This window comes from Caballeronia sp. NCF2 (assembly GCF_023631205.1).
Taxonomy (GTDB): Bacteria; Pseudomonadota; Gammaproteobacteria; order Burkholderiales; family Burkholderiaceae; genus Caballeronia; species Caballeronia zhejiangensis.
In genome coordinates, this window is sequence record NZ_JALQDN010000001.1 from 329,513 (window position 1) to 346,686 (window position 17,174).

At 64.2% G+C, this 17,174-nt stretch carries 15 protein-coding genes; 10 read left to right on the forward strand and 5 right to left on the reverse strand.

Annotation, left to right across the window (positions count from 1 at the left end; all coding sequences use genetic code 11):
- Positions 1-8: 8 nt before the first annotated feature.
- Positions 9-914, forward strand: a complete 906-nt coding sequence (cyoE, locus tag NCS02_RS01610; protein ID WP_008351745.1) for a heme o synthase — start codon at positions 9-11, stop codon at positions 912-914.
- A complete protein-coding gene (locus NCS02_RS01615; protein WP_008351744.1) occupies positions 911-1,501 on the forward strand; it encodes an SCO family protein in 591 nt (196 codons plus the stop codon). The genes cyoE and NCS02_RS01615 overlap by 4 nt, the downstream gene beginning before the upstream one ends.
- 34 nt (positions 1,502-1,535) lie before the next feature.
- On the opposite strand, the gene NCS02_RS01620 is transcribed toward NCS02_RS01615, so the two are convergent.
- A complete protein-coding gene (locus tag NCS02_RS01620) occupies positions 1,536-1,835 on the reverse strand; it encodes a YciI family protein (RefSeq protein ID WP_034470513.1) in 300 nt (99 codons plus the stop codon).
- 201 nt (positions 1,836-2,036) lie between these two features.
- On the opposite strand from NCS02_RS01620, the gene NCS02_RS01625 reads away from it, so the two are divergent.
- Positions 2,037-2,849, forward strand: a complete 813-nt coding sequence (locus tag NCS02_RS01625) for a MetQ/NlpA family ABC transporter substrate-binding protein (RefSeq protein WP_250522866.1) — start codon at positions 2,037-2,039, stop codon at positions 2,847-2,849.
- 58 nt (positions 2,850-2,907) lie between these two features.
- Here the strand turns inward: NCS02_RS01625 and NCS02_RS01630 are convergent, their stop codons facing one another.
- Entirely contained in the window at positions 2,908-3,834 is a 927-nt protein-coding gene (locus NCS02_RS01630; protein ID WP_008351741.1) for a bifunctional helix-turn-helix transcriptional regulator/GNAT family N-acetyltransferase, read from the reverse strand.
- Between the two features lie 315 nt (positions 3,835-4,149).
- Here NCS02_RS01630 and NCS02_RS01640 point away from each other — a divergent pair, with 315 nt between their 5' ends.
- From NCS02_RS01640 to nagE, 5 genes are all read left to right on the forward strand, one after another.
- Complete coding sequence (locus tag NCS02_RS01640; protein WP_008351740.1) at positions 4,150-4,884, forward strand: GntR family transcriptional regulator; 735 nt, start codon at positions 4,150-4,152, stop codon at positions 4,882-4,884.
- 162 nt (positions 4,885-5,046) lie between these two features.
- Positions 5,047-6,150 carry an N-acetylglucosamine-6-phosphate deacetylase gene (gene nagA / locus NCS02_RS01645; RefSeq protein WP_008351739.1) on the forward strand — a complete coding sequence of 368 codons (1,104 nt, stop codon included), beginning with the start codon at positions 5,047-5,049 and terminating at the stop codon, positions 6,148-6,150.
- A complete protein-coding gene (locus NCS02_RS01650; RefSeq protein WP_008351738.1) occupies positions 6,143-7,150 on the forward strand; it encodes an SIS domain-containing protein in 1,008 nt (335 codons plus the stop codon). Before nagA ends, NCS02_RS01650 begins: the two co-directional genes overlap by 8 nt.
- Positions 7,151-7,162: 12 nt before the next feature.
- A complete protein-coding gene (ptsP, locus tag NCS02_RS01655) occupies positions 7,163-9,751 on the forward strand; it encodes a phosphoenolpyruvate--protein phosphotransferase (protein WP_250481450.1) in 2,589 nt (862 codons plus the stop codon).
- 87 nt (positions 9,752-9,838) lie between these two features.
- The gene (gene nagE / locus NCS02_RS01660; RefSeq protein WP_034470518.1) at positions 9,839-11,629 is read left to right on the forward strand and encodes an N-acetylglucosamine-specific PTS transporter subunit IIBC; all 1,791 of its coding nucleotides are present in this window, start codon (positions 9,839-9,841) and stop codon (positions 11,627-11,629) included.
- Positions 11,630-11,760: 131 nt separating this feature from the next.
- On the opposite strand, the gene rpoH is transcribed toward nagE, so the two are convergent.
- Positions 11,761-12,696 carry an RNA polymerase sigma factor RpoH gene (gene rpoH / locus NCS02_RS01665; RefSeq protein ID WP_008351733.1) on the reverse strand — a complete coding sequence of 312 codons (936 nt, stop codon included), beginning with the start codon at positions 12,694-12,696 and terminating at the stop codon, positions 11,761-11,763.
- A gap of 363 nt (positions 12,697-13,059) precedes the next feature.
- Here rpoH and NCS02_RS01670 point away from each other — a divergent pair, with 363 nt between their 5' ends.
- On the forward strand, positions 13,060-13,626 hold the full coding sequence (locus NCS02_RS01670) for an acyloxyacyl hydrolase (protein WP_034470522.1): 567 nt from the start codon (positions 13,060-13,062) through the stop codon (positions 13,624-13,626).
- A gap of 45 nt (positions 13,627-13,671) precedes the next feature.
- On the forward strand, positions 13,672-14,055 hold the full coding sequence (locus NCS02_RS01675; RefSeq protein ID WP_008351729.1) for a nuclear transport factor 2 family protein: 384 nt from the start codon (positions 13,672-13,674) through the stop codon (positions 14,053-14,055).
- A 16-nt stretch (positions 14,056-14,071) separates the two neighbouring features.
- Here NCS02_RS01675 and leuA read toward each other — a convergent pair whose 3' ends face one another.
- Positions 14,072-15,724, reverse strand: a complete 1,653-nt coding sequence (leuA, locus tag NCS02_RS01680; protein WP_008351725.1) for a 2-isopropylmalate synthase — start codon at positions 15,722-15,724, stop codon at positions 14,072-14,074.
- Between the two features lie 417 nt (positions 15,725-16,141).
- The gene (gene ybiB / locus NCS02_RS01685; RefSeq protein WP_008351722.1) at positions 16,142-17,134 is read right to left on the reverse strand and encodes a DNA-binding protein YbiB; all 993 of its coding nucleotides are present in this window, start codon (positions 17,132-17,134) and stop codon (positions 16,142-16,144) included.
- Positions 17,135-17,174: the final 40 nt, after the last annotated feature.

Below are 17,174 nucleotides of genomic sequence, written 5' to 3' on the forward strand. Positions count from 1 at the left end.
TCCACATCATGGATAGCACGACACTCAACTCCCCACTCGGCAGCCGCGCATCGCAGTATCTCGCGCTGACCAAGCCGCGCGTCACGCAGCTCGCCGTTTTCTGTGCCGTCATCGGCATGTTTCTGTCCACGCCCGGCATGGTGCCGTGGGACAAGCTGATCGGCGGCGCCGTCGGCATCTGGTTGCTGGCCGGCGCGGCATTTGCAATCAATTGTCTCGTCGAGCAAAAAGTCGATGCAAAAATGCGCCGCACCGCGTGGCGACCGTCCGCGCGCGGCCAGATCACGTCCACGCAGATTTTGACGTTCTCAGCATTGCTCGGCGGCATCGGCATGTGGACGCTCTACACGTTCACCAATCCGCTCACGATGTGGCTCACCATTGCCACGTTCGTCGGCTACGCGGTCATCTACACGCTGCTGCTCAAGCCTTACACGCCGCAGAACATCGTGATCGGCGGTGCGTCGGGCGCAATGCCGCCGGCGCTCGGCTGGGCCGCGGTCACGGGACACGTGCCCGGCGACGCATGGATTCTCGTGCTGATCATCTTCGTGTGGACGCCGCCGCATTTCTGGGCGCTCGCGCTGTATCGCCGCAAGGATTACGAGAACGCCGGCCTGCCGATGTTGCCGATCACCCACGGCGAGAAGTACACGCTGCTCAACATCTTCCTCTACACGCTCGTGCTGTTCGCCGTGACGCTGATGCCGTATATCTCCGGCATGAGCGGCGTCGTGTATCTGGCGAGCGCGATCGCACTCGGCGCGGGTTTCATCGGCTACGCGTGGAAGATGTATCGCGACTATTCCGATGCGCTCGCGCGCAAGACCTTCCGCTATTCGATCGTGTACCTGTCGCTGCTGTTCGGCGCGCTGCTCGTCGATCACTACGTGCGTACGGTGATCGGCGCATGACGGCCATTCTTCGTCGCATCTTCGCGCTGCTGTTTTTCGCGGCGCTGCTTTCGGCGTGCGAGAAAGCCCCGGATTTCAAGAATCTCGACATCACCGGGAACAAGCAATTCGGCAGCGATTTCGCCTTGCCCGATACGCACGGCAAGACGCGCACGCTCGCGGACTTCAAGGGCAAGGCCGTGGTGCTGTTCTTCGGCTATACGCATTGCCCCGACGTGTGCCCGACGACGCTCGCCGAGCTCTCCCAAGCGATGCAGCAACTCGGCGACAAAGCGAAAGACGTGCAGGTGCTGATGGTCACCGTCGACCCGGCGCGCGACACGCCCGATCTGCTCGGTCAGTACGTGGCGGCGTTCAACTCGTCGTATGTCGGTCTGCGGCCCGCCGACGATGCGCAACTCGCGAAGCTCGCCAAGGACTTCCGCGTCTACTATGCGAAGTCGCAGGGCAAGACGCCCGACGACTACACGATGGATCACACCGCCGCCAGCTACGTGTTCGACAAGGACGGCAAGCTGCGTCTCTTCGCGCGCGACGGGCAGGGCGTCGAGCCGTGGGTTCACGACCTGAAGATCTTGATCGACTGATCGCGAAAGTGGCCCGAACGGGCCACTTCTTTTATCAGCCGTCCAGCGACGGCTCAGGCAGATTCAGACCCGGCGCGAGCCGCGTCGCCTTGAATTCGATGATGTCGTAGTGCGCGAGCCCTTGCTGCGCGAACGGATCCTCCGCGACGATCGCATCTAGCCGATCGCGCTCGATGCCTGACGCCACGATGACGCCGCCATCCCGCGGCACCTTCGGTCCCGCCATCACGAAGACGCCCGCCGCGAAATAGCGCTCGAGATAGGCGCGATGCGCGTCGAGCGCGTCGTCGATCTCGGCAAGCGCGCCTGTGTAGCGAAGATTGATGACGTACATGGTGAGATGCGCCTCCGGCTCGCGAGATTTGTGATGTTCTGTTGTCGATTCTAGCCGTACCCCGTGGCAGCGGATATTCACATGAGCAATCTGTATTTCACGTCGCACCAATGCTGTGCGAACATCCGTCACCCGGTCTGATCATCGATCGGAGACGAATCAGGCAATCCAGCAAGCACGCATCATCGAAACAGGAACACCATGCAGCGCAGAAATTTGCTTAAAGCCATTACCGCAGTCGCGGCCTCCGCCGCGTTGTTCACGAGCCTCGCCGCTCACGCCGACGACAAGGTGATCAAGGTCGGCACCATCAGCGGCCCGGACGCGCAAATCTGGCAAGTCGTGCAGAAGGTCGCGAAGCGCGAAGGGCTCAACGTGAAAGTGATCGAGTTCAACGACTACGTGCAGCCGAACGCAGCGCTCGACGCCGGCGATCTCGACGCAAACAGTTTCCAGCATCAGCCGTATCTCGACAGTCAGATCAAGCAGCGCGGCTACAAGATCGTCAACGCGGGGCTGACGTATATCTCGCCGCTCGGGGTCTATTCGAAGAAACTGAAGTCGCTGAAGGATCTGCAGCAAGGCGCGAAGGTCGCGGTGCCGAACGATCCGTCGAACGAGAATCGCGCGCTGTTGCTGCTGCAAGCGCAAGGCGTCATCAAGCTGAAGGCGGGCGCGGGCGCGAACGGCAACAACGCGACGGCGCTCGACGTGGCGGAGAATCCGAAGAAGATCAAGCTCGTCGAACTCGACGCCGCGCAATTGCCGCGCACGCTCGCCGACGTCGATGCCGCCGCGATCAACACGAACTTCGCGCTTGCCGCGGGCCTGCAGCCGACGAAGGACGCAATCGCGCTCGAAGACGTGCATAGCCCGTACGCGAACCTGATCGCGGTGCGCGCGAAGGACAAGGATCAGCCGTGGGTGAAGAAGCTGGTTGAGGCTTACCAGTCGGAAGATGTCCGCCAGTTCCTGAAGAGCGAGTTCAAAGGCTCGGTCGTGCCTTCGTTCTGAATGTCATCGCTTGATTTTCGAAACGGCGTTCTGCGGGACGCCGTTTTCCTTGGCGCAATCAGTCGACGCAAATCTGCTGCAACTGCCGCTGCCAAAGAATGCCCGTGCTCCCCTCCTGCACCGGCGTGAAACCGGTTCGCATGAAGAGTCCGCAGAAATCTTCGTAGGGCTCGTCCAGCCGGCAGATCACCTGTTCGTAGCGAGCGCCGTGCGCGAAGTTCGTGCACGCCGCGACGAGCCGCTCGCCGAGTCCGCGACGCCGCGCGCCCGGTTCGACGAACAACATGTCGATGCGTGCGCGGCTTTCGGAGTCCGCGGTAAGTATCGCGGCACCGACGCGCGTCGCGTTGTTCTGCTCCGCCACCCAACACGCGATGCGCGGGGTGTTCGCCTGCATCTCCGCGAGAAAGTTCGCGACCATGTTCGCCGCCCATGCCTCGCTGACCAGCTTCGGCCGCTCGCCGCTATATAGATGCGCCTGGCGCTCGATCATCCAGCCGAAGTCTCCGGCGCGCGGGCCGCGCAGTCGCGTTTCTCCTTCGGCGTTCGGCGGCGAGAGCAGACGCTCGACGTCCGCCATTGCCGTGCAGAGCTGATCGATTTCGGCAGCGGTCAGCCGCTTGAGCAGCGCGGCGGCCTCGGCCGATACGTGCAGATCGATCTCATCGACCTGGGCTTTCGCTTCGGGCGTGATATGAAGCAGATGCGCTCTGCCGTCCGATTCGTTCTTTCGCCGTACCACGAGGCCGTTCTTCTGGAAATTGTTGATCAGGCGACTGAGATAGCCCGTATCAAGTCCAAGGTTGCGCGATAAATCGGCCGCCGTGGCAGCCCGGTCCTGCGCCAACTCATGCAGGATGCGAACTTCAGTTAACGAAAAGCAGCTTTTATGGAGCCGCTCGTGGAGTGCGCCGGTATGGCGTGCATAAAAACGGTTGAAACGGCGCACCGCTTCGACGGCCCGGCTCGGATCGGAACTGCCCATCGCTCTAGTCTCTCGTTTTGTTGAAATTAATTGTGAATCCGAATTAATACATGCATTGTGCCAAAGAAGAACGACCGTGCGAATATGAAAATGCCCGAAAAATGGGTTATCAGGCAATTAAGGAACCAATTCGGCAAGTGGACTACGTGTACGGGTAAGTCCCAATAGCAGATATGTTCCGAATCGAGCCGCTAAACATTTTTTAACTCATTGATTTAGCGAGAAATTTGACGTTCGTCCTGAGACGCCGCTTTAGCGTTGACTGGTATTATGTTGGTTATATAATGGGCTCCACTTTTGAGGTGAGAGCTTTCGATGGAGCATCGCTGGCAGGACCTGACACCCGACGCGCGGAGCGACACGCCGCTCTATCTTCAGTTGGCGTCGCGCCTCGCCACGGCGATCCACGCGGGCAACTGGTCGGCTGGCGAGGCGCTGCCGTCCGAGCGCACGTTGTCGGAAGGTGTGGGCGTGTCGCGGATAACCGCGAGAAAGGCCATCGCGCTGCTGGTCGAGCAAGGCCTGATCCGGCGCGTACGAGGCGCGGGCAGTTTCATCACGCCGCGCGTCGAAGATCCGCTTTCCCGTCTCACCGGTTTCACGCGAAAGATGGAGCAGCGCGGCTTCACGCCCGATTCGATCTGGCTAGAACGCGGACTGCGCGCAGCGAATCGCGATGAAACCGTGCGCCTCGGTCTGGCGCCGGGCGCGGCTGTTGCAAGCCTGAAGCGGTTGCGGCGCGCGGACGGCATCGTGATGGCGGTCGAGCATTCAACGTTGCCGGTCGCCGCGGTGCCCGATCCACTCGCGATCGGCGCTTCGCTCTACCGGTATCTGGAGGCGCGCGGGCTGTCGGTGGTGCGCGCGTTGCAGCACTTTCGCGCGGTGAACGCCGGCGCGGAGATCGCCCGGCTCATGGGCGTCGCGCCGCGTGCAGCGCTGCTCGTGATCACGCGCATCGGCTATTCGGCGGATCAACGCGCGATCGAATTGACGGACACCTACTGTCGCGACGACTACTACGACTTCGTCGCGGAACTGCATCGATAAGCGTCGGCACAGACGCGCTTAATCCGGACGCATCAAGAGAGCAAACAGAGAACGAGAGGACCCAAGGACGCCGTTCGCTTCTTTCGCGACGAAAGCCTGCTCGCAGCACGGCGCGGACGGCACTGAACCTCATCCATGCATCGCGTACTTCCAGAGAAATTCATGCTGAAAGGAAACATACTCACGACCGATGGCTGGATCCACGGCACGGTCCGCTTCGAGAACGGCCGCGTGACGGCGCTCGAAGGACATATCGCCGATCCGCTCGCCAACGACGCGCCCTACATCCTGCCGGGCTTTATCGATCTGCACGTTCACGGCGGCGGCGGCCGCGACATCATGGAAGGCGGCGACGCGGCGGACACCGTTGCCCGCCAGCACGCGCAGCACGGCACGACGAGCCTGCTCGCCACCACGATGACTGCGCCGCGCGACGAACTCATGAGCGTCGTCGCGGGTCTCGGCGAACAGGCCAAACACCGCGCGGCGGGCGGCGCGCGCATGCTCGGCGTGCACCTGGAAGGTCCGTACATCAATCCCGGCAAGCTCGGCGCGCAGCCGGACGCGGCCGCCGTCGCGGTGCGCGACGAAGTGCTGAAGTATCTCGATCTCGCGCCGATCCGCGTCGTCACGATCGCGCCGGAAATCTCCGGTCATCTCGACATTATTTCGGACCTCGCGGCGCGCGGCGTGCGTGTGCAGCTCGGCCATTCGCTCGGCACATACGACGACGCCGTGAACGCGCTCAAGCACGGCGCGCGCGGCTTCACGCATCTGTTCAACGCAATGTCGCCGCTGCATCACCGTGACCCGGGCATGGTCGGCGCGGCGCTCGCGCATGCCGAATACGCGGAACTGATTCCTGATCTGCTGCACGTTCATCCGGGCGCGATTCGGGCCGCGATGCGCGCGATTCCGCGTCTCTACGTCGTGACCGACAGCACCTCGGCGGCCGGTATGCCCGACGGCGAATATCGCCTCGGCAGCCAGCACGTCACCAAATGCATGGGCGGCGTGCGCCTCGCGGACGGCACGCTCGCCGGCAGCACCCTGACGATGGATCAGGCGCTGCGCAATCTCGTCTCGCTGGGCATTCCGCTCGCGGACGTCTCGAATCGCCTGTCGCGTTTCCCCGCCGACTATCTCGGACTCGAAGACCGCGGCCGCATCGCGCGCGGCGCTTGGGCCGATCTCGTCGTGCTCGACCGGGAGCACGCGCTGACCGCCACGTACGTCGAAGGAGAATCAATTGTCGAATATGCTTAATGAGGCGCTCGAGTCCGCCGACGTCGTCGCGGCCCAGCTCGCCGATACCTCGCGCATCGAAGAACTCGCGGAAAAGCTCAAGGAACAGCCGCGCAATGTCGCGCTCACGGTCGCGCGTGGCAGTTCCGACCACGCCGCCAGTTATTTCGCAAGCCTGACGATGAGCCGCATCGGCGTGCCGGTCGCATCGCTGCCGATGTCCGTCGCGACGTTGCAGCAGGCGCCGCTGCGTGTCTCGGGCCAACTGGCCGTCGCGTTCTCGCAGTCGGGCAAGAGCCCCGATCTCGTCGGCACCATGCAGGCGCTGCGCGACGCGGGGGCGTTCACCGTCGCGGCCGTCAACGTCTCCGGTTCGCCGCTCGAAAGCGCGTGCGAATACTTCCTGCCGCTGCTCGCCGGTCCCGAACTGTCGGTTGCCGCGACCAAGAGCTATATCGCGATGCTGTCGCTTTCCGCGATCGTGATCGCGCACGTTCAGCGCGACGTCGAATTGCTGAAGGCGCTCGATTCGCTGCCCGAGAAGCTGCGCGCCGCCGGCAAGCTCGACTGGACGCGCGCCGTCGACGAACTGAAGAGCGTCGATCGCATGATCGTGATCGGGCGCGGCCTCGGCCTCGCCATCGCGCAGGAAGCCGCGCTCAAGCTGAAGGAAACGTCGGGCATTCAGGCCGAAGCGTTTTCCAGCGCGGAAGTGCGTCACGGTCCGATGGAGATCATCGACCGCGACTATCCGCTGCTCGTATTCGCGCCGCGCGGGCCGGAGCAGGCGGGTCTCATCCAGCTTGCCGCCGATATGCGTGCCCGCGGCGCGCGCGTGCTGCTCGCAGCCCCAGCCGACGTCGCCGAAGCGGAACTGCCGCTCGTCGCCACGGACCATCCCGCGCTCGATCCGATCGCCGCGATTCTTTCGTTCTACGTGATGGCCGCGGGTCTGGCCGCCGCGCGCGGGCGCAATCCCGACGCGCCGCGCCACCTGAACAAGGTCACCGAAACCCATTGAGTGAGATAGCCGATGCGCCGTGCCGAGGAGTCACTGTTGAACCATTCCATCGATAACCCGAACGACGTCGTGCTGCTCGCGCCGTTCACCGGTCCCGTCGTGCCGCTCGCCGACGTGCCGGATCCCGTGTTCGCCGAGGGCATGTTCGGCGACGGCATCGGCATCGATCCGCTCGATAACGTGCTCGTCTCGCCCTGCGACGGCACCATCACGCATCTGGCGCGCACGCATCACGCCGTGACGCTGCGCACGAAGGAAGGCGCCGAGATTCTCGTGCATATCGGCATCGACACGGTCGAGCTGGGCGGCAAGGGCTTCACGCCGAAGATCCAGCAAGGCGCGACGGTGCGCGCGGGCGAGCCGCTGATCGAGTTCGATGCGGATTTCGTCGCGCAGCACGCGCCGAGCCTCGTTTCGGTAATCGCGATCGCCAACGGCGATGCCTTCGATATCATCGATCGCGCCGGCCGCGGCGTGCTGAAAGCGGGCTCGCGCCTGCTGGTTCTGCGCGCCAAGGACGGCGAGAAAGCCGAGACGGCGCGCGCGGGCGCGGTCGTTCTCGACGAAGCGCGCCGCAGCCTGACGCTCTCCCATGCGGGCGGCCTCCATGCGCGTCCGGCGGCGCGGGCACGCGAAGCTTCCCGCGGTTTCGACGCGAAGGTCGAAGTGCGCTACGAAGGCAAGAAGGCGCCGGTGGAAAGCGTCGTCGGCCTGCTCGGCCTCGGTGCGGGCGAGGGCGCGACCATCGAGCTCGTCGGCATCGGCGTGCAGGCGCAACAGGCGGTCGAAGCGGTCGCGGTGGAATTGCTGCGCGCGGCGCAAGGCGAAGTCGAAGAATCGCCCGCGCGCGAGAAGTCGCCCGCGCCGGTCGTGCAAGCCACGCGAACGGGCGAGCCGTTGCCGCCGAACACGCTCGCGGGCGTGTGCGCGGCGCCGGGCATCGCGATCGGCAAGCTGGTGCGCTGGGACGATCAGGAAATCGTGCCGCCGGAACAGGCGAGCGGCGCATCGGCGGCGGAAAGCCGCGCGCTCGATAAAGCCATCGCCCAGGTCGATGCCGAACTCGGCGAAACCGTGCGTACCGCGTCGCAGCGCGGCGCGGTCGGCGAAGCGGGCATTTTCGCGGTGCATCGCGTGCTGCTCGAAGATCCGACGCTTCTCGACGCCGCGCGCGATCTCATCAGCCTCGGCAAGAGCGCGGGCTTCGCATGGCGCGAGGCGATCCGCGCGCAGATCGCGCTGCTCTCGAACGTGCAGGACGAACTGCTCGCCGAGCGCGCGGCCGATCTTCGCGACATCGAAAAGCGCGTGTTGCGCGCGCTCGGCCTCAACAACACGGCGGCGCTCGAGTTGCCTCAGGAAGCCGTGCTCGCCGCCACGGAATTCACGCCGTCGGATCTGTCGTCGCTCGACCGCACCCGCGTCACCGCGCTCGTGATGGCGCGCGGCGGCGCGACCTCGCACGCGGCGATCATCGCGCGGCAGATCGGCATTCCGGCGCTCGTCGCGATCGGCGATGCGCTGCACGCGATTCCCGAAGGCACGCAAGTCGTCGTCGATGCATCGGCGGGACGCATCGAGCATGCGCCGACCGCGCTCGACGTCGAGCGCGCACGCAGCGAGCGCGAGCGGCTCGCGGGCGTGCGTGAAGCGAACCGCAAGCTGTCGCGCGAAGCGGCATCGACGAAGGATGGCCGCGCGATCGAAGTCGCCGCGAACATCGCGACGCTCGACGACGCCAAAGCCGCCGTCGAAAACGGCGCCGATGCGGTCGGCCTGTTGCGCACCGAACTGCTGTTCATTCATCGCCAGTCGGCGCCGACGGTCGCGGAGCACGCGCAAAGCTATCAGGGCATCGTCGATGCCTTGCAGGGCCGCACCGCGATCATCCGCACGCTCGATGTCGGCGCGGACAAGGAAGTCGATTATCTGACGCTGCCGCCCGAGGAAAATCCGGCGCTCGGGCTGCGCGGCATCCGGCTCGCGCAAGTGCGCCCCGATCTGCTCGATGACCAGTTGCGCGGCCTGCTCGCCGTGAAGCCGGCGGGCGCGCTGCGAATCCTGTTGCCGATGGTCACCGATTCCGGCGAACTGCAGCGCTTGCGTGCGCGCATCGACGAACTGGCGCGCGAAGCGGGCCGCACCGATCCGGTCGAAGTGGGTGTGATGATCGAAGTGCCGTCGGCGGCGCTGCTTGCCGACCAACTGGCGAAATACGCCGATTTCCTCTCGATCGGCACCAACGATCTCACGCAGTACACGCTCGCGATGGACCGTTGCCAGCCCGATCTCGCCGCGCAATCCGACGGCCTGCATCCGGCCGTGCTGCGTCTCATCAAGGCGGCGGTGCAGGGCGCGGAGAAGCACGGCAAGTGGGTCGGCGTGTGCGGCGCGCTCGGCGGCGATCCGGTCGCGGCGCCCTTGCTCATCGGACTCGGCGTGACGGAATTGTCGGTCGATCCGGTGTCGGTGCCCGGCATCAAGGCACGCGTGCGCAATCTCGATTACCAACTGTGCCGTCAGCGCGCCGAGGATTGCCTCGCGCTCGAATCGGCTCAGGCAGTAAGAGCGGCAAGCCGCGAAATCTGGCCGCAGGACTGAACGTCTTCCCTGCAGCCAGCTTCACGGATGCCTTTTCAGCAATCCTCGAAGCAGCAAAGACAAGACCTATATTTTTTGGAGAACCCGATGGACGCCAACCCGTTTGCAAAGATGCAGCGACTAGGCCGCGCGCTGATGCTGCCGATCGCCGTACTACCGGTGGCCGGCCTGCTTTTGCGTCTCGGCCAGCCCGATGTCTTCAACATCAAGATGATCGCGGACGCCGGCGACGCGATCTTCACCAATCTGCCGCTCTTGTTCGCGATCGGCGTGGCGGTGGGCTTCGCGAAGGACAACAACGGCACGGCGGGTCTCGCCGGCGCGATCGGCTACCTCATCGAAGTGGCCGTGATGAAGGACATCAACGACAAGCTCAACATGGGCGTGCTGTCGGGGATCATCGCCGGTATGGTGGCCGGCTATCTGTATAACCGATACAAGGACATCAAGCTGCCCGAGTATCTGGCATTCTTCGGCGGCAAGCGCTTCGTGCCGATCGTGACAGGCGTCGCGTGTCTGGTGCTCGGCATCGTCTTCGGCTACATCTGGCAGCCGGTGCAGGCGGCCATCGACGGCGCGGGCAACTGGCTGACGACCGCCGGCGCGCTCGGCACCTTCGTGTTCGGCGTGCTGAACCGCATCCTGCTGGTTACGGGTCTGCATCACATCATCAACTCGCTCGCGTGGTTCGTGTTCGGCTCGTTCACGCCGCCCGACGGCGGCGCGATCGTGCACGGCGACCTGCATCGCTTCTTCGCGGGCGACAAGACGGCGGGCGGCTTCATGACGGGCTTCTTCCCGGTGATGATGTTCGGTCTCCCGGCCGCGTGCCTCGCGATGTTCCATGAAGCGCCGAAGGAGCGCCGCGCGATCGTCGGCGGCCTGCTGTTCTCCATGGCCCTGACCGCATTCCTGACGGGCGTGACCGAGCCGATCGAATACTCGTTCATGTTCCTGGCTCCGGTGCTCTACGGCATCCACGCAGTGCTGACGGGCCTGTCGCTCGCCATCTGCTCGGCGCTCGGCATCCACCTGGGCTTCACGTTCTCGGCGGGCGCGATCGACTACGTGCTGAACTACGGTCTGTCGCAGCGCGGCTGGCTGGCGCTCGTGGTCGGTGCGGTGTACTTCGTCATCTATTACGGCCTGTTCCGCTTCTTTATCCGCAAGTTCAACATGGCGACACCGGGCCGCGAGCCGGCCACGACCGACGCCGAAACCGACGTGGCGCAAACCGTCGATGGCGGCCTGATTCCGCCCGTGCCCGGCGCGGCAGCAGCCGTGTCGAACACGCGCGCTGCGAAGTACGTCGCGGCGCTCGGCGGCGCATCCAATCTGACGCTCGTCGATGCCTGCACGACGCGTCTGCGTCTGTCGGTCGTGGATTCGGAGAAGGTGTCGGAGCCGCAGTTGAAGAGCATCGGCGCGCGCGGCGTGTTGAAGCGCGGCGCGACCAACGTCCAGGTGATCATCGGGCCGGAAGCCGATCTGATCGCCGATGAAATCCGCAGCGAACTCGAGCATTCGTCGACGCGCGGCGCAACGCCCGCATCGTCGACGCCGGCGCAACCGGTCGCGGCAGCGGTGAGCGGCGACCAGACGCCCGGCCCGCTCGATCCGGACCCGTTCCGCTGGCTCGCGGTGTTCGGCGGCGCGACCAACGTGGTATCGCTCGACGCGGTTGCGCAGACGCGCCTGCGCGTGGTCGTGCGCGATCCGTCGTCGGTGGATCGTCAGCGTTTGTCGTCGCTGGATGTGGCGTGGGTGTCGGCGGATACGTTCCACATCGTCGTGGGCGCGGCGGCGCAGCGCTATGCGGCGCAACTGTCCACGCGCTTGTCCGGCAACGGCGGCGGCGCTGCACCGATGCCTGCCTGAAGCGGTAATCGAAGCTCGATAACAAACGGCGCCCGCGGGCGCCGTTTGTGTTTTCAGCGAAGTGCCAAAGAAAAAGCCCGCCGTCTCGTCGACGGCGGGCTTTGCAATTTATGCAATGGCACAGTCAATTGTTACGCGTAGTCATGCAACGCCGAGCGCATCTTCTTCATCGCGCTCGCCTCGATCTGGCGAATGCGCTCCGCCGAGACGCCGAACTCGTCGGCCAGTTCATGCAGCGTCTTGCCGCCCGAGCCGTCGTCCTGCACGTCGAGCCAGCGCGCCTTGATGATGCGGCGGCTGCGTTCGTCGAGCGATTCGAGTGCATCGGCGAGGCCGTCGCTTTGCAGCCTGTCGTGCTGCCGCGCGGCGATGACGTTAGTCGGCTCGTTGTGCGAGTCGGCCAGATAGGCGATGGGCGCGTACGCTTCCTCGCCATCCTCGACCTGGCCTTCGAGCGCGATATCGCCGCCCGACAAGCGCGTTTCCATCTCCGCGACTTCCTCGCGCTTTACGTTCAGCTCGCTCGCGAGACCTTCGATCTCGTCCGGCGTGAACGCCGAATGGCTGGTCTTGTGACTGCGCAGATTGAAGAACAGCTTGCGCTGCGCCTTGGTTGTCGCGACCTTCACCATGCGCCAGTTGCGCAGGATGTACTCGTGAATCTCGGCCTTGATCCAGTGCATCGCATACGACACCAGGCGCACGTTTTGCTCTGGGTCGAAGCGCTTCACCGCTTTCATCAGACCGATGTTGCCTTCCTGGATCAGGTCGGCGTGCGGCAAGCCGTAACCGAGATAGTTACGGGCGATCGACACGACGAGGCGCAGGTGCGAAAGCACCAGCTGGCGCGCGGCGTTCAGGTTGCCCTGCTCGCGGAATTCGGTGGCGTACTGTCGTTCCTCCGCCTGCGAAAGCATCGGAATACGGTTCACTGCTTGTATGTATGAATCGATGTTGCCGATCTGGCCGGTCAGCATCGACGACTGTGCGTACGTCAGCGCGCCTGCCGAAGATGCCTTGGCAGGTGCCGAGCTCACAACATTCGGAAGGGTCATCGCATTGGTCACGCTCATAAGCTCCTTATCAACAATTCACGTGCCGCTTAACGACCGCGGCAAGTCAGACACGATATTAGCACTCCAGTCCATCGAGTGCTAAGTGTTAGAGCAGAGGGGAATGTGGGAGTTCCCACAAAAACTATCGAATTTGCGGGTCCAATAGGACGGACTGTTGCGCGAGCAGCGGAAGAAACTACCGGAGGCTGAAACGTTTTCGCATGATTTACCTTGCTTGCCCACTGTCGCGATCAGAAATTCTACAAACGGGGGCGCGCTGATGCGATTTCTGCAAATGTTTTAAAACGTCACTAGAATCGCCAAGCGACAGCAATTTACGAAACACACCCGCTATCCGAGCAAATTGGGGTGCAAATGCATAAAAACAAGAGTTCGTGGCCCCGCCCGCTAGCGCGCGTGGCGGTTTGTACCGCATTGGGTCTCGCGTCGGCGGCGGCTCATGCCGACCGATTCGGTGTCCAGATCGCCGGCGGCGTCGCCGACCACGACATCAAGAAGGCCGATCTCGGCCTGTCCTGGGATCCGGGCCTCACCTGGTGGGAGATCGGCGGTTTTCACTTCACGCTCATCGGCGAAGGTCACGTGTCCTACTGGCACACGACCGAGGACAACGCCGTGCATCCGAACATATGGGAATTCGGCATTACGCCAGTGCTGCGCTTCGTGAAGAGCTCGGGCTACTTCCGGCCGTTCATCGAGGCGGGCGTCGGCGTGCGGCTGCTCTCGCACACGCGCATCACCGAGGATTTCAGCGTCGGGTCGGCGTTCCAGTTCGCGGACATGGTGGGCGTCGGCATGATCTTCGGGTCGAAGCAGAGCTATCAAGCGGGATTTCGCTTTCAGCATCTGTCGAACGGCGGTATCAAAGAGCCGAATCCTGGTATAAATTTCAGCCAGCTATATCTGCAATACAACTTCTGACGAGGCGCCGGCGCATCGGTTCCTCGACACAAGGGGAATCGACAGATGCCGGCAAAAACCATTGAGGCCATCCGCGGCCTCGAGCGCGATCGCTTCCGTGCCATGGTCGAGGGCGACGGCCCGGCGCTGGACGCGCTGCTGGCCGAGAACGTCAGCTACGTCCACACGAACGGCAAGCGGGAGACGAAGCGCCAGTTCATCGACGCGATCACCGCGGGCCGCCGCCGCTATCGGCAGATCGAAATTCAGTCGCAGGATGTGCTGCCCGCCGGCCGCGATACGTGCCTCGTGTCGGGCCGTGCGCTGATCGAGATGGAATCGAAGAACGGCGCGCTGCTGTTTCCGATCGCCTACACCGCCGTCCATGTGCAGACCGAAGGCCAATGGCAGCTGCTCGCCCTGCAGGCGACGCGCGTGGCGCTCGAATAGCCACGCGCGCCGCCCATCACGCTTCCACGGCTTCGTCTTGCCGCAGGTTGTCCACGACGCGCCCGGAGCGGTTGACCGCGCTCACGACGGCATCGGCGACCGCGAGCGCCGGATTCGCATGCACCGCGACGCCGAAGCGCGTCGGCCCGTCTCCGACACGACAGCCGACGAACGCCGCCGTGTCGCCGTTCGCCGTCACGGACGTCTCGAACCAGTTCACGCTCGCGTCCACGCCGAGCGCGGCGGCGACCGCCTGCGCGTGAGCGTCGCCGCTCGTCGCAGCCACTACGGCCGGTAATGCGACGCGCCTTTCGAATACCGTAAGCGTCGAAACGTCGATGCGCGATACCGGCCCGCCCGCATCGAAATACTCGCGCTTGAAGAGCTCGCAGATCGCTTCGCCGCTGATTTCCGCGCCGGATGCATCGGTGACTTTCTGGACGGCGTGGCTGAATTCGATCTGCACGCGGCGCGGCGGCGTGAAGCCGAGACCGCGTTCGAGCAGATACGTCGAACCGCCCTTTCCGGACTGGCTGTTCACGCGGATCACGGCGTCGTAGCTGCGGCCGAGATCGGCCGGATCGATCGGCAGATAGGGCACTTCCCACACCGTGCCCGGCACGCGCTGCGCGAAGCCCTTGCGGATCGCGTCCTGATGCGAACCCGAAAACGCGGTGAACACGAGATCGCCCGCGTACGGATGGCGTGGATGCACCGGAATCTGATTGCAGCGCTCGACGACGCGGCGCACGGCGTCGATATCGGAAAAATCGAGGCCCGGATCGACGCCTTGCGTGTAAAGATTCATCGCGAGCGTCACGAGATCGACATTGCCGGTGCGCTCGCCGTTGCCGAAGAGGCAGCCTTCGATGCGATCCGCGCCAGCGAGCAACGCCATTTCCGCCGCCGCGACGGCCGTGCCGCGATCGTTATGCGGATGCACCGACAGCACGATGCTGTCGCGAAAGCCCATGTTGCGGTCCATCCACTCGATCTGATCGGCGAAGACGTTGGGCGTTGCCGCTTCGACGGTCGCGGGCAGATTCACGATCATTTTGTGATCGGGCGTCGGACGCCACATTTGCGCGACGGCATCGCAGACTTCGCGCGCGAACGACAGCTCCGTCATGCTGAAGGTTTCGGGCGAGTACTGATAGATCCAGTGCGTGTCCGGCCGCGCCGCCGCGCATTCCTTGATGATGCGCGTGCCTTCGACCGCCAGCGCCTTCACTTCGTCCTTCGACTGGTTGAACACGATCTTGCGGAACGACGGCGCGATCGCGTTATAGAGATGCACGATCACCTTGCTCGCACCTTCCACCGCTTCGAACGTGCGCTCGATCAGTTCGCGGCGCGACTGCACGAGCACTTCGATGGTCACGTCGTCCGGAATGCGCTTTTCGTCGATCAGCTTGCGCACGAAGTCGAAATCCGTCTGCGATGCCGACGGGAAGCCCACCTCGATTTCCTTGAACCCGATTTTCACCAGCATCTCGAAGAACTCGAGCTTCGCTGCGATGCTCATCGGCTCGATGAGCGACTGGTTGCCGTCGCGCAGATCGGTGCTCATCCAGACGGGCGCTTTTTCGATCGTGCGGTTCGGCCAGCGGCGGCCATTCAGACGGACTTGCGGAAACGGACGGTATTTCTCGGCGGGGTTCGGCATCATGATCGTCGATCTCTCTTCGGACGGTTTGCGTAGCGTCTGCGAGAGAGGCCGTGTCCGGCGGCTGGCCGGGCGTGGCGGCATGCACGTAAGACCGGGCGGCGCGCGCGTTCACACGAATCACCGGCGATGGTGACGCCTGCGACCAACGTGAACGTGCGCGAAGCAGCGTGCATGTGACCCTCGCGTTTCCGTTTCGCGGGATGCGCGAACGAAAAGCTGACGACTACAGGTTGGTAAGAAAAGGTACTGCGGGAAACTTCTGGAGGACCGCGCGACTTGCGAACGCACGGCGCTACGTCTGGCGACTTACGCTAGACGTAGCGATAGGGGCCGCGCTAGGCGGCCCGAAATAATTCGGAGGGAGGAAAACTGGGTCAAGCGCATGCGTTCGACTTTAAACCAGCGTTGAATAGTGTGTCAAACGGGATTTTCCTGACCGGCGACCGGCTTGCGCACCACATTGGCGATGACTTCAACCTGGCGCGCGACCGCGGGCGGCACCGGCACATCGCCGCGCAGCACGGATTCGATCCAGCGCGCGGTGGTCGCGGCGTCGAGCGTCTCGGGCAGCTCGACACGCGGGGCGTCCGGCTGCGAATGCTCGGGCGCGATCAGCGTTTCGGCGTGGCCGTCGTGAAACCAGTCGACCTGCACCTGGCGGCGCGTGTCCGCGACGGCTTCGCCTTCCGTGCCGCGCGCGAGCAGTGCGCCGCCCGCCGCCGCGTCCGGATGCGCGGTGAAAAGCCCGGTGAGACTCTCGCGATATTCGGGATGCGTGTAGTTGACGAGCCGCAGGCCCGGGTCCGCGAACGGTTGAAGGATCTTCACGAGCGTATGTGTCGAATTGCGCACGCCCATGCGGCGTCTGAGCGCGAGCAATCGCGCGAGCTTCGGCGCGAGCACGGTGATCGGCGCGAAGGAGAGGCGGCGCGAGGCGAGGCTGTCTTCGATTTCATCGTGCGAAGCCGCGTGCGCGATGCCCAGTTCGGCGAAGATTTCGGCGCTCGTCACGCGGCCGGGATCGCCGGTGACGCCGTGCACCAGGACCGGTACGCCTTCGCGCGCGAGCAGCAGCGACAGGAGCGGCACGAGATTGGGCGTCTTGCGTGCGCCGTTGTAGCTCGGGATCGAGACGGGCCGTGCGTGCTCGCGGCCATCCTGGACATGCAGCGGCTCGAACGAGCGATGCGCGGCGGAAAGCATCGCGGCAAGCTCGGCGGCGGTTTCGCCCTTGACGCGATAGGCCAGCAGCACCGCGCCCAGTTCGAGTTCGGGCACGCGATCGTCGAGCATCGCTTCGTAGAGCGCGTAAGTATCCTCGTGCGAAAGTGCGCGCGCGCCATTCGGCCCGCGGCCGATTTCCTTGATGTAGCGTGCGCAGGCGAAAGTGGGGGAAGCGGAGTCGGTCATCGGAGAGGTGCGCGATCGGGCGCTCAATTCCGTAATCTGA

Coding starts and splice junctions, on each gene's coding strand:
- NCS02_RS01625 (WP_250522866.1), top strand. CDS start 2,037: ATGCAGCGCAGAAATTTGCTTAAAGCCATTACCGCAGTCGCGGCCTCC.
- NCS02_RS01670 (WP_034470522.1), top strand. CDS start 13,060: ATGCATAAAAACAAGAGTTCGTGGCCCCGCCCGCTAGCGCGCGTGGCG.
- nagA (WP_008351739.1), top strand. CDS start 5,047: ATGCTGAAAGGAAACATACTCACGACCGATGGCTGGATCCACGGCACG.
- NCS02_RS01630 (WP_008351741.1), bottom strand. CDS start 3,834: ATGGGCAGTTCCGATCCGAGCCGGGCCGTCGAAGCGGTGCGCCGTTTC.
- NCS02_RS01615 (WP_008351744.1), top strand. CDS start 911: ATGACGGCCATTCTTCGTCGCATCTTCGCGCTGCTGTTTTTCGCGGCG.
- NCS02_RS01620 (WP_034470513.1), bottom strand. CDS start 1,835: ATGTACGTCATCAATCTTCGCTACACAGGCGCGCTTGCCGAGATCGAC.
- ybiB (WP_008351722.1), bottom strand. CDS start 17,134: ATGACCGACTCCGCTTCCCCCACTTTCGCCTGCGCACGCTACATCAAG.
- NCS02_RS01640 (WP_008351740.1), top strand. CDS start 4,150: ATGGAGCATCGCTGGCAGGACCTGACACCCGACGCGCGGAGCGACACG.
- ptsP (WP_250481450.1), top strand. CDS start 7,163: ATGCGCCGTGCCGAGGAGTCACTGTTGAACCATTCCATCGATAACCCG.
- NCS02_RS01650 (WP_008351738.1), top strand. CDS start 6,143: ATGCTTAATGAGGCGCTCGAGTCCGCCGACGTCGTCGCGGCCCAGCTC.
- cyoE (WP_008351745.1), top strand. CDS start 9: ATGGATAGCACGACACTCAACTCCCCACTCGGCAGCCGCGCATCGCAG.
- nagE (WP_034470518.1), top strand. CDS start 9,839: ATGGACGCCAACCCGTTTGCAAAGATGCAGCGACTAGGCCGCGCGCTG.
- NCS02_RS01675 (WP_008351729.1), top strand. CDS start 13,672: ATGCCGGCAAAAACCATTGAGGCCATCCGCGGCCTCGAGCGCGATCGC.
- leuA (WP_008351725.1), bottom strand. CDS start 15,724: ATGATGCCGAACCCCGCCGAGAAATACCGTCCGTTTCCGCAAGTCCGT.